Origin of the sequence: Serratia sp. 3ACOL1, from assembly GCF_003668775.1 — a bacterium.
Classification (GTDB): domain Bacteria; phylum Pseudomonadota; class Gammaproteobacteria; order Enterobacterales; family Enterobacteriaceae; genus Chania; species Chania fonticola.
In genome coordinates this window covers 2,907,183-2,920,025 of record NZ_CP033055.1, presented here as the reverse complement: position 1 = coordinate 2,920,025, position 12,843 = coordinate 2,907,183, and the positions used below count along the sequence as shown (strand labels likewise).

The window sequence follows — 12,843 nt, the reverse complement described above, 5'->3', positions numbered from 1 at the left end:
ACACCGTTGCGATTCGGCACTTCCTCCGCAAGGGAAACCCGCGATTTGCTCTGGCCGAGCTATCGGTGACACTGACTAAAGCAGGAACACGGTCGCCAGCCCCAGGAAGATAAAGAAGCCGCCGGTATCGGTCAGGGCGGTGATCAGTACGCTGGAGCCCACGGCAGGATCGCGGCCCAGTTTGAGCATGGTCATCGGTATGATCACCCCCATCAGCGCGGCTACCAGTAGATTGAGCATCATGGCCAGCGTCATCACGCCCCCCATTGCCAGGTCGCCATACAGCAGATAGGTGACCAGCCCCATGATGCCACCCCAGACGATCCCGTTGATGATGGCTACGCCCAGTTCTCTGAACAACAGGCGCGAAATATTGCCCTCTTCGATCTGATGCAGCGCCAGCGCGCGCACGATCATGGTAATGGTCTGGTTGCCGGTATTGCCGCCGATACCGGCGACGATGGGCATCAGGGCGGCCAACGCTACCAATTGTGAAATGGTGTGTTCAAACAGGCCAATGACCCTGGAGGCGATAAAGGCGGTACAGAGGTTGATTGCCAGCCAGGCCCAACGGGTTTTCACCGCTTTGCTGACCGGGGCAAACACGTCTTCTTCCGGGCTTAACCCGCCCATACGACGCAGAGTGGTGTCGCTTTCTTCGTTAACCACGTCAACGATTTCTTCGATGGTTAATCGCCCCATCAGTTTGCCTTTGGCATCGATCACCGGGGCGCTGATCAGGTCATAACGTTCGAACGCGCTGGCTGCAGCTTCGGCTTTGTCTTCCGGCTGGAAGGTGGTGGGATCGCTGTCCATCACCTTAAATACCGGGGTTTGCGGATCGTTAAGCAGGATCGCGGTCAGCGGCAGTTCGCCTAACAGGGTATTTTTGCGATCGGTGACGAACAGTTTATCGGTGGCGTCCGGAATGGTTTTGCGCTGACGGAGGAAGCGGTGTACGGCCCCCAAAGAGACATCAGGGCGTACCGAGACCAGCTCGAAATCCATCATCCAGCCGACGGTATCCTTGCCGTAATGCACCATCTCGCGTACCTGCTCACGCTGCTCTGGTTCCAGTGAGGTCAGCAGGCGGCCCATCAGGTTACGTGGCAGGTATTGCGCCAGATAGGCCTGTTCATCGACATCCAGGGTTTTGATCGCCTTGAGCAGGTCTTTATCGCTCATCTCTTCGATCAGGCTATCCCAGACGGGTTCGGCAACTTCTACCAGGGTTTGCCCGCGCTTGGTGTTATCCACCAGCCGCCACAGCGCCAGGCGTTCATCTTGCGGCAACGCTTCTAGCAGGTCCGCCAGGTCAGCGGCGTGCATATCTTGCAGCAAGTGGGTGATTTCGGCGGTATGATTAAGCAGTTCGCCTTCGCTGAGTTGTTTTTCATCCCCTGAGCGACCAAGAATGCCGTCAATCAAAGGGGTATTATTTAACAGTAGGCTTAGAATGCGCTGACGATACTCAGCGACTTTTTTGACGTTATGTGTTGCGGCGGACATGGAATTCCTTAACGCTGACTTGGCACACCGGGTTCCTTTTAGACTATCTTTAAAAGATAGAGCATAGCGGCAGTTGGCGTGATTTTTATCAATCTGATGGCGCAGGGTCAGCAGCTTTGGCGTGCCAGTGACTCAGGGTGATGGTCGCTTGGTAGGGCAAGATAATCACCGATTATCCACGCGGGCTTCCTGGGTCTGCGGTTCAGGCAGCGATCTTTTTTCCTGATGATGGGGAATAGCGGCAATGGCGGCATACAGCAGGCGACCGACTAGAATGATGAAACTGATCAGCAGCACGACTTTGGTCATGCGCCCGGTTGTGGTCTTTCTCATGGTTCATTGAGCCCGTCGGTTTTTCCCATTGGCATTGTACAAGCACCCTGTTGGGGCTGCCGCTGGAAAATGATGGTGGCGATTACTGTTGTTTAACGCATGCCTGCCATGGCTAACATTGATTTAAAATTGTAAATGGAATTCTAGGCTCTGATGACAAAAGATGTCCATTTATTTCCGTGCGTTTGACTGAGCAATTTAGTTGTGGTTTATGTCCACCGCTTTTTAAGCGGTCACGCTAAATGCATGGGATATAGATTTTGTCTGATTTTTTGTTGTCTATTAATAGGTTATTATCAGCCTATGAAGTGGCGTATGGATTTTTCTTAGCCTTTTCTCTATTAATTGATCGTGGTCAAATCTTAAGCTATCGCAGAGAATAGAATTCACAGCCATTCTTGATGCTGGAAGTGCATGTCTCAGCTTGCTCCCCGAATGGTTCTGTGGTGGGATCGGATCCTGCTTTTTCTGCGATTTAAAACGCTTAAGCGACGAAGTGAATCACGCCTTAGCGGATACTGTGTCTTGATGGGTATTTTAAAGTTCTGGAATAATTTACGTGACCGTTGGTGGGGGCAGCCTATAGTGCTGAGCCTGCTGCTGGTGCCGCTTGCAGGCTGGCTATCGCCACGCCTGATGCTGCCTGATGGCAAAGTGTATCTGGTTTATCTACCGCTGGTGGTCTGCTTTTCTTTGCTGATGGTTTATGACTGGCGTGCCATGCCAGGCATCGCTTTGGCTATTCTTATCCGCTACTCCAACCGTTCCGGCAGCGAAGTTGACGTGATCATGACGTTGCTGTATTTGGGATGTCTGAGCATTTGCTGGTGGGGTTATCGCTGCCAGTCGCAGCGCCACTGGTGTGTGGGGCTCACCGAGTTAAAGCTGGGTAAACACCGGCTGATCTGGCTGGTGCTGATGCCGCCAGTGTTGTTTATCTTTGGTTTACAGCTGGTTATCGGCCTCGATTTGCTGCCGGATGAACTCGGCATGCTTTCCGGTAGCGGTAATCATCTACACGCACTGATCAATTTTCAGGCCATTTTGATTGGCTGCCTGTCATCCATGCAGCTGTTCTATTTCGCCTTACGGATCATTAAGAACCCCAAATTTGCCCGCGTATTGTGGGGCCGGATCAGCCGTGAGATGGCGCCGTCGGTCAAAAAGAGCGAGTTGCAACTGTGGTTGGTGGTGCTGGTTGCCTTGGTGGGGGTGCTTGCCTACCACACGGCAGATACCAACGCGATGCAGGTGCCCGACTACAGTCTGACGCTGTTATTGCCGGTAATGCTGTATAGCGCCATGCGCTTTGGTTACCTGTTCAACTGTATTATCTGGGCGGCAACCCTGCTGGTGCTGTTCTTTAACTATCCGGGCTATGTGCAATGGGACAGCCTGCTGCATAACCTGACCATGATCTCGTCAATGATGCTGGCGTTCACCCTCAGTATTTTGCTGACATCTGCGGTGCATACTCGCCAGCGGATGGACCATGCTAAGGCGCAAAGCGCCTCGTTGAAAGATCCGGTCATCGGCTTACCCAACCTGCGCGCATTGAAGCGCGATTTGGCCAAGGTGCCGCGTTCTACGCTGTGTTTCCTGCGGATTTCCGAGCTGGATTTGCTCAGCCGAAACTATGGCATGCAGCTGCGCATCCGCTTCAAACAGAAGCTGGCGAGCAGCCTGCGCACGGTGCTGGAGGAAGGGGAAGACGTCTATCACCTGCCGGGGTACGATCTGGTGCTGCGGCTCAACGGTTCCGACGGTGAGGCCCGGGTGGCCAAAATCCACAGCACGCTGGAGAAGTTTCGTCTGGTGTGGAACGGTCTGCCAATCCATCCGCCGTTGGGAATTAGTTACTGTGGAGTCTATTCGGAAGTGGAACACCTGCATCTGTTACTGGGGGAATTGAGCTCGTTGGCGGAAATGTCTCTGACCAGTGGCCGGCCTGAAAACGTGCAGAACGATCATCATGTGGTTCAGAATGAAATCAAGCGCAAGGTCGCCTTGTTACACTGGGTGCAACGCTCGCTGGATAACGACGGTTTCATGTTGATGGCTCAACCGATTGTCGGGGTTCGCGGCGATTCTTACCATGAGATCCTGCTGCGTATGCTGGATGATGAAGGTAACGTCATTCCTCCCAACGAATTTCTACCGGTGGTGCATGAATTCGGGTTGGCTTACCAGTTGGATATGTGGGTACTACGCCAAACCTTGCAGTTTATGCAGCTCCATCGTGAAGGTATGCCTAGCGCGCGCTTTGCCGTGAATCTGTCACCTTCTTCGCTGTGTCGCCCGAGCCTGTGCCAAGACGTGCGCGATGCCCTGCGGCAATACCAGATTGAGCCTTATCAACTGGTGCTGGAGGTGACGGAGTCTCATCTGGTGCAGGATGTGAAATATGCCAAGAACTCGCTGAAAGAGCTGCGCCAGTTAGGTTGCCGCATTGCCCTGGATGATTTTGGCACCGGCTATGCCACCTACGATCGCCTGAAGGAGCTGCATGTCGATATCTTGAAGATCGACGGCAGTTTTGTGCAGGATATGCTGACCAGCAAGGTGGATTACCAGATCATTGCGTCAATCTGCAAGGTGGCGCTGATGAGAAGGTTGTCGATTGTGGCGGAATATGTCGAGTCGCCCGAGCAGTGCGATGCGCTTAAAAGCCTGGGCGTGGATTATATGCAGGGCTACTTTATCGGTAAACCTCGGTTGTTGGCGTCTCTGGTGCCGATGGAGCCAATGCCGGAAGACGAAGAGTCTGACTGAGAATATGGCCCCTCACCCTAACCCTCTCCCACAGGGAGAGGGGACCGATCGAGTACGCTGATTTTCTGCGTCATACCCCATCCTCGTTCTTCTTACTCCGTATTTACCGAAGCAGCACAGGCTAACCAAGCGCTCCGGTCAACTCCCTCTAGTACAGGGCTGTCTCTTATACACATCTCAAGTTGCGGTCAAATGGCCGTAATTTGAGAAACATAGCAGGCTGATTTTAAAGAGAATTTTTCCGAGTGCCCTATTGATTCGCTTGAAATAATTCCCATAAAAAACAGTAAGATGCCGAGTTGTGTATAAGAGACAGAGTACAGGGAGAGGGGGACCGATCGAGTACGCTGATTTTTCTTCGCCACACCTTGGCTTTATTATTCAATATGTTATGAAGTAACGTAGCCAAACAAGTGCTCCGGTCAGCTCCCTCTCCCTGTGGGAGAGGGTTGGGGTGAGGGGAAGCAAACGGTTATGCTCCATCAGGATATCACCAGAAATTCAATGAATTAAGCCGCAGGTTTTGCGTCTGCGTCCTGCTCGCCTTCTTCTTCTATCACCAGTTTCCAGCCAACCACGTCATTCCAGTATTCCTGCTCACGCTCAAAATCGAGCTGTACCAGGTTGTTCTGCGTCAAATAGCCCACCGGGAAGCGCAGCGTCCAGTGATTGTCATCTGTTACCAAGCGCAGAGTTTCCGGCGTGGTGGTGGCCTGACGCTGATTGTTAAGCAGGGTGCTCAGGCGTAACAGCTGGATCAGCGGCAGATAGTACTTCTTCTTGAACAGGTTCAAACGGGGTAACTCTTCGAGCTTGATCGCTTTACGCTGGAAACGCACCAGCGCGGATAGCAGCAACTGCTGCTCCTGGTTGAAGCCTGGCAGGTTGGTATTTTGCAGAATATAGGCGGAGTGGCGGTGCATACCGCTATGGTTGATGCTCAGCCCCACCTCATGCAGCATGGCGGCCCATTTCAACAGCGCTTCCAACTGTGGCTGCACCAGCTTGGTGTTTTGTGCCATCCACTGGGCGTACAACAGCTCGGTGGTTTCGAGCACGCGCTTGGCCTGCTCGCGGTCAATATTATAGTGATCGGCCAGGCTTTTGGCCGTGCGGCTGCGAATATCCTGGTGGCGGAAGCGGCCTTCCATTTCATACAGCACGCCTTCACGCAGGGCACCGTCGGACAGACGCAGATCGCGGATTGCCAGCGCATCAAATACCCCACACAGGATCGCCAGCCCCGGCACAAATACCGATTGACGATCTTCCGACAGGCCTGGCAGGCTCAGGGCGCTGAAGTTTTTAAACTGCAACACCTGCTCAACCAGTAACTCCAGCCGTTCAAGAGTAATCAAACCGTCTTTTTCACCCATGGCCACCAAAACTTCGTGAGCGGCCTTGATGGTGCCAGATGCCCCCAAGGCATATTGCCAACCCTGGATGCGGTATTGCCAGGCCAGGGTTTCCAATTTTTGTGCGGCGGCCAGGCGTGCCCGCCTAAAGTTGGTTTTGCTGATCTCCCCTTCAGGGAAGAACATGTGGGCAAAGCTCACGCAACCCATGCGGCGGCTCTCTGCCAGCAGAGGCTCGAAATCCTCCCCGATCACCAGTTCGGTAGAGCCACCGCCGATGTCGATCACCAGCTTGCGGCCTTTTTCCGGCTGGGTATGTTCGACCCCCATAAAAATCAGACGGGCCTCTTCCTGCCCGGCGATGATTTCGATCGGATAAGGGATCACTTTTTCCGCCCGCTTGAGGAACACCTCGGCATTCACCGCCTGACGCAGGGTGTGGGTACCCACTATAGTAACGTTATCCGCCGGGAACCCCTGTAATCGCTCGGCAAACAGCGCCAGGCAGGCCAAGCCCCGCTCCATGGCTTCTTCACTGAGCACGTTTTCGCTGTCCAATCCATCGGCAAGGTGTACCCGCTGTTTTAAACGGCCTAACACCTGTAAGGCGCCGTTAACGACGCGGGCGATCACCATATGGAAACTGTTCGAGCCAAGATCGATGGCAGCGATTTCCTGTGGCTTAGTATTGGTTGCAGTGCTTTTTAGCGGCATAGTGGCTGGCCTAGTTGTCCGGTTGTTCCAGAGCTTTTAAATACTCATAAATGGCCACCTGTGCACGGACCTTGCGGCGATTGCCACGCGGTACATACTGGTTGCTCAGTTCTTTATCGATATAGCGGGCCTTGACCGTATCGCTAAACAGCAGCTCCAGAATATCCAGAACGCGCTGCTTGAGCGCCGGATCCAGCAGCGATACTGCCACTTCGATACGGTAATCTATGTTACGGGTCATCCAGTCGGCGGAAGAGAGGTAAACCCGTTTGTCACCTTTGTTTTCGAAAACGTATACCCTATCGTGTTCCAGATAACGGTCGACGATGCTGATAACCTGAATATTGTCACTAATTCCCGGCAGGTTGGGGATCAGCGAACACATGCCGCGCACCAACAGACGGATTTTCACGCCGGCAGCGGCTGCGGTATATAACCGATCTACCAGCCCTTTATCCACCAGATTATTTATTTTCAACATAATAGCGGCGTTTTCACCGGCTAATGCGTTGGCAATTTCACGATCGATCAGATCGTACAGCATGCGGCGGGAGTTCTGCGGCGAAACCATCAGGTTGTCGAAGGAGACCGGCCGGTACGGATTTTCAATAAAATTGAATACCCGGCGTACTTCGTTAGTGATGCGCGAATCGGCGGTCAGCAGCGAGTAGTCGGTGTAGATACGGGCGGTTTTTTCGTTAAAGTTGCCGGTACCAATATGAGCATAGCGCACAATATCGTCGCCTTCACGGCGCGAGATCAGGAATAGTTTGGCGTGAATTTTCAGCCCCGGCGCGGAGAAGATCACGTGCACCCCGGCCTCGGTCAAGCGTTTGGCCCAGTGGATGTTGGCCTCTTCGTCGAAGCGTGCCTGTAGCTCCACCACCACGGTCACTTTCTTGCCGTTATGCGCCGCATGGATCATCGATTCGATAATGCGTGAGTCTTTGGCTACCCGATAGATATTGATTTTTATCGCCAGCACGCTGGGATCGAACGACGCCTGACGCAGCAGCTCCAGCACGTGTTCAAAGGTGTGGTACGGGTAGTACAGCAGCACGTCTTTTTCGCGGATGGCATCGAAGCCGTTGCGGAATTTATCGAACCAGATATGCCGCAGGCGCGGTAGCGGGCGGTTGACCAGATTGGCCTTGCCGACGTTGGGGAAACTGATGAAGTCTTTAAAATTGTGGTAACGGCCACCGGCGATCACCGAGTCGTAGTTGGATATCCCCAGCTTGTTACGTAGCAGCTCTACCATCTCGTTGGGCATATCGCGCTGATACACAAAGCGTACCGGCTCGGCGGTCAGGCGCTGTTTCAGGCTCGACGACATCAGTTCCAACAGGCTGGATTCCATTTCGGTCACCAGATCGTATTCTGCATCGCGCGTCATTTTCATCGAATAGGCGTTGAGCGCGTCATAGTCGAAGAAGCCCTTGAAGATGTCATCCAGGCAATAGCGCAGGATGTTATCCAGCAGGATCATCGGCTTGCGTCTGCGGGGGGCTTCCGGCGGCAGATTGACGAAACGGGGCACTTTATCGGACGGAATTTCCAGTAACGCATAATCGATGCGCGTACCGCGAATGATCTCCACCGCCAGATAGGTGTAATCGTCCTTCAGGAACTGCACCAGATTGGTGTCGTGATTGATCAGGATCGGCGTGATGTGCTGGCGCAAATGATGCTTGAAGTATTGCCGCAGCCAGATTTGCTGGTTCTCTGACACCTGGCGCTCGTTGATCAGGAAGATCTGGTTGCGCGCCATCTCTAGCAGCAGATCGTTGTACAGGCCGTCGAACTCCTGATCGGTCTTCAGCACCTTGGCCTGAATTTTTTTCAGCAGATGACGTGAAGCGCCACCTGAACCCTGTTCTTCGCTGATCAAGATGCGCCGTTTCAGATCGGCAAAGCGGACTTTATAGAATTCGTCCAGGTTATTGGAGTAAATGCCCAGAAATCGCATGCGCTCAATCAAGGGATTGCTCTTATCTGCGGCTTCCTGCAACACGCGTTCATTAAAGGATAACCAGCTTAATTCTTTGTCGATGTAGAGCTTTTCCTGACCCATTGCTACTCCAGTTCAATTTTAGAAAAGGATCGGACTTATCGCCGAATACCGCTCTAGTGTCCTTCTTCATTATTGCGAGAGATTGACAACAATGTCCAACATATCTGCGGAGTTATCCCGCCGCATTGCCCGCTGCAAATTGTTATTCGTCCAGCATGGCACCCGGCAACTTTGTCATGCAAACGTCACAAAACTGACATAAGATGCCCGGTTATCTTTGGGTGCAAGCCCGACAACGGAACCGACGACAGGCAAATGGCACAGACAACGCTTAACCAACATCCCCGGGATCGCCTGCGTGCGCACGTTGATCGTGGCGTACAAGGGGCCGTGACCGTCAGCGGGCTGCTGGTATTGATGACGCTGATGCTGATCTTTGTCTATCTATTGCTTTCGGTTTTACCGCTGTTCAAACCGGCCTCGCTAGGCACTTCACGCGTATTGCCAATGAGCTACAGCTCCCCGGCGCTGGCCATCGGGATGGACGTACAGCAGCGTATTGGTTATCGCATCGATCGCCAGGGGGAAGGGTATTTTTATCAGTTACAGGCACCGAACCATAACCCTATACAGCAAACGCTACTGAGCCAGCCTACATTATTGGCTCAGGCGGTTGGAGAGCGTGACCTGTTTGCCCTGGCGCGTGCGGATGGCAGATTGATGGTTGCCCAGGCCGATTTTGCACCGGCGGGCGGTGGTGAACCGCAGTGGCGTTTTCCGCTGGGGCAGGAGGCCTTGGCGTTTGATCCCCATGGGCATGCACTGACATTGCTAAGCTTGGCGCAAGTCCGCCGGGGCAACTTCCTGCTGGCGGCGGTAACGGATGACAACCGGTTGCTGTTTGGGCGTTTTAGCCCGACGCCTCAGGGCCAACCCACGGAAATCCCTTTGGCCACCGCGCCACAACAACTGCTGCTAACGCCGGATGGCCGCCAGCTTTATCTGTTAACCGGCAACCAACTGGCCCGCTATCAGATTGAAGGGGCACAGCCGCAGCTGCGTGAGACGCGAACCTTGGGTGAACATCCTCCCTACCGCCTGACGGCGTTGCCAGGGGGGAGCGCATTATTGATCCAGGCTGGTGACGGTAGCCTGCGTGAATGGTTTGACGTGGAGAAAAACCAGCGCTACCAGTTGGCACCAATACAGCAATTTACCCATCAGACTACCGCACAGGAGTTGTTAGTAGCCGAACCGTATCGGCGGGTGTTCGCAACTTTGCAGCCGCAGGGCGAGTTCGCCTTGTTTTCCAGTATCCAGTCCAAGCCGTTACTGAAGGACAAGCTCCCCGCTAACGTACAACAAATGGCGTTTGCCCCGCGTGGCGACGGGCTATTGCTGGAAACGGCCCAGGGTTGGCAGCATTATGCCGTGGATAATCTCTATCCAGATGTTACCTGGCGTTCACTGTGGCAGCGGCTGTGGTATGAGAACTACCCTGAGCCGGCGTATGTGTGGCAATCCACTTCGGGTGAAGATAGCTACCAGGCTAAATTCAGCCTGATGCCGGTGATCTTTGGCACCTTCAAGGCGGCAGCATACTCCATGTTATTTGCCATCCCGCTGGCGCTGGCCGGGGCGATCTATACCGCCTGCTTTATGTCGGCAGGGTTAAGACGGGTCGTCAAACCGGTGGTTGAGGTGATGGGCGCGTTGCCAACGGTAGTGATTGGGCTGGTGGCCGGTATCTGGCTGGCACCGATGATCGAGCGCTATCTGCTGGCCGTGCTAGCCTTGCCGTTCCTGTTGGCCGGGGTCGTGCTGTTATGCAGTTGGCTGGTTAACCGATTTACGGCGCGGCCTTGGTCACCGGGTTGGGATTTACTGTTGCTGTTACCGGTGGTGGTGCTGACCGTTTGGCTGGCGCTTGCCGCAGGGCCTTGGCTGGAGCTTAAGCTGTTTGGTGAGCCGCTGCACTTCTGGTTGGGCGAGGATTTCGATCAGCGTAATACGTTGGTGGTGGGCGTGGCGATGGGCTTCGCACTGGTGCCGATTATCTTTTCACTGGCAGAGGATGCGTTGTTCAGCGTGCCGGCCTCGCTTAGCCGGGGTTCGTTAGCCTTGGGGGCCACCCAGTGGCAAACCGTATTGCGCGTGGTGCTGCCTTCCGCCAGCGCCGGTATTTTTTCTGCGCTGATGATCGGTTTTGGCCGCGCGGTGGGGGAAACCATGATCGTGCTGATGGCCACCGGCAACACGCCGTTGATCGACGGCAGCCTGTTCCAGGGCTTACGGGCGATGGCGGCCAATATCGCTATCGAAATGCCAGAGGCCGTCACGGGCAGCAGCCATTATCGGGTGTTGTTCCTGACCGCGCTGGTGCTGTTCATCTTTACCTTTGTGTTTAACACGCTGGCGGAGGCGGTACGTTTACGCTTGCGTAAGCGCTATACGCTGAACCAGGAGACACCATGAGAAGCTGGGTGAAAAGCGGCTCCCCGTGGATTTGGCTGACGGCGGCATCGGTGGCCATCAGCCTGCTGGCGCTGATCGGCATTTTACTGCTGCTGGCCGGGCAGGGGACGCGTTATTTCTGGCCTAGCCCAGTCTATCAGTTCGAGCTGAATCAGACGGCCGCAGGCCCGGTATCGGTAGTGGGTGAGCTATATCAACGACAGACGATCTCGCGCCAGCAACTGCAAGACGCCGGTGTTGTGTTGCCACCAGGTGACGCGCAGAGCTTTATCCGCTACCTGATCAAAGTGGGGAACCGGGAAAGCGAAGGGCAGGATTTCCGTACTTTGCTGGCCAGTGACGTCATTAGCATGACTACCCCACGCGATTTATTGGTGTTGGAGCGTAACAGCAATGGCACCGCGTACGGCTACCTGGCTGGTTTACTGGAAGATGGCCAACCATTGACCGGCAGCGACCTGAGCCAGGCGTTGCAACAGCGCTTGCCGCAGATTGCGGCACTGACGCGACAGGCGCGTGATATTCAGTTCCGCGACATGGCACGGATTAACGAACAGTTTGAGCATTTACGCCTGCATGAAAAGAGCCTGCAGCGTGAGAATAAGCTGGATGCGCGCTGGCAAGCCTCTATCCGTGCCGAACGGCAGGAGTTGCAACGCCAATACCGCCAGCTTGCTGGCAAACTGCAAGGGTTGGAACGCGATCGCCAGCGTGATGCTTTACTGCTGCGCGACATGCACGGGCAGGTTCACACCATTCCCCTGAGCCAGGTGCGCGATGCCTGGTATCCGAACGACATGAGCAGCGGGCAGAAGCTGGCGCATTGGACCAAGCAAGTACAAAAATTCCTGACCGACAGCCCACGGGAAGCCAATACCGAAGGGGGCGTTTTCCCGGCGATCTTTGGTACCGTGTTGATGGTGATCCTGATGTCGATTGTGGTGATGCCGTTTGGCGTGATTGCCGCCGTCTATCTGCACGAGTATGCCGGTAATAATCTGCTGACGCGGCTGATCCGCATCTCCGTAGTGAATCTGGCGGGGGTGCCGTCGATCGTCTACGGCGTATTTGGTCTGGGGTTCTTTGTCTATATGGTGGGGGGCTCGCTCGATCGGCTGTTTTACGCCGACTCCTTGCCGAACCCGACGTTCGGCACACCGGGCGTGCTGTGGGCCGCATTGACCCTGGCATTGCTGACCTTGCCGGTGGTGATTGTTGCCACTGAAGAAGGGCTGTCGCGTATTCCCGTTTCGTTGCGCCAAGGATCATTGGCTCTGGGAGCCACCCGGGCGGAAACCCTCTGGCGGATCGTGCTGCCGATGGCGGCACCGGCGATGATGACCGGCCTGATCCTGGCCGTAGCACGAGCGGCGGGGGAAACGGCACCGCTGATGCTGGTTGGCGTGGTGAAATCGGTACCGGTGCTGCCGGTGGACGATATTTTCCCCTATTTGCACCTGGAACGTAAATTCATGCACCTGAGCTTCCAGATCTACGATATGGCATTTCAGAGCCCCAGCGTAGAAGCGGCGCGGCCACTGGTGTTTGCCACGGCATTCCTGCTGGTGGTCATTGTGGTTGGGTTGAACCTGACGGCAATGGGCATCCGGCATTCGCTAAGGGAGCGGTATAAAGCATGGTCGCAGTAACAAGGTTGAATCTTTTGGGGAG

General features: G+C 54.7%; 7 protein-coding genes. 3 read left to right on the top strand and 4 right to left on the bottom strand.

Annotated features, from left to right (window positions below):
* Positions 1–75 precede the first annotated feature (75 nt).
* Together mgtE and D9980_RS13120 are read right to left on the bottom strand one after the other, a co-directional pair.
* Entirely contained in the window at positions 76–1,509 is a 1,434-nt protein-coding gene (gene mgtE, locus D9980_RS13125) for a magnesium transporter (protein WP_121607522.1), read from the bottom strand.
* A gap of 165 nt (positions 1,510–1,674) precedes the next feature.
* Positions 1,675–1,842, bottom strand: a complete 168-nt coding sequence (locus D9980_RS13120) for a YfgG family protein (protein ID WP_065686557.1) — start codon at positions 1,840–1,842, stop codon at positions 1,675–1,677.
* A 528-nt stretch (positions 1,843–2,370) separates the two neighbouring features.
* On the opposite strand from D9980_RS13120, the gene D9980_RS13115 reads away from it, so the two are divergent.
* Positions 2,371–4,614: an EAL domain-containing protein gene (locus D9980_RS13115; RefSeq protein WP_121607521.1), complete on the top strand. Its 2,244-nt coding sequence runs from the start codon at positions 2,371–2,373 to the stop codon at positions 4,612–4,614.
* Positions 4,615–5,123: 509 nt separating this feature from the next.
* Here D9980_RS13115 and ppx read toward each other — a convergent pair.
* Positions 5,124–6,683, bottom strand: a complete 1,560-nt coding sequence (gene ppx / locus D9980_RS13110; protein WP_121607520.1) for an exopolyphosphatase — start codon at positions 6,681–6,683, stop codon at positions 5,124–5,126.
* Positions 6,684–6,693: 10 nt separating this feature from the next.
* The gene (ppk1, locus tag D9980_RS13105) at positions 6,694–8,757 is read right to left on the bottom strand and encodes a polyphosphate kinase 1 (protein WP_121607519.1); all 2,064 of its coding nucleotides are present in this window, start codon (positions 8,755–8,757) and stop codon (positions 6,694–6,696) included.
* Between the two features lie 255 nt (positions 8,758–9,012).
* Here ppk1 and D9980_RS13100 point away from each other — a divergent pair, with 255 nt between their 5' ends.
* Positions 9,013–11,172 carry an ABC transporter permease subunit gene (locus D9980_RS13100; RefSeq protein WP_121607518.1) on the top strand — a complete coding sequence of 720 codons (2,160 nt, stop codon included), beginning with the start codon at positions 9,013–9,015 and terminating at the stop codon, positions 11,170–11,172.
* The gene (pstA, locus tag D9980_RS13095) at positions 11,169–12,821 is read left to right on the top strand and encodes a phosphate ABC transporter permease PstA (protein ID WP_121607517.1); all 1,653 of its coding nucleotides are present in this window, start codon (positions 11,169–11,171) and stop codon (positions 12,819–12,821) included. Before D9980_RS13100 ends, pstA begins: the two co-directional genes overlap by 4 nt.
* Positions 12,822–12,843: the final 22 nt, after the last annotated feature.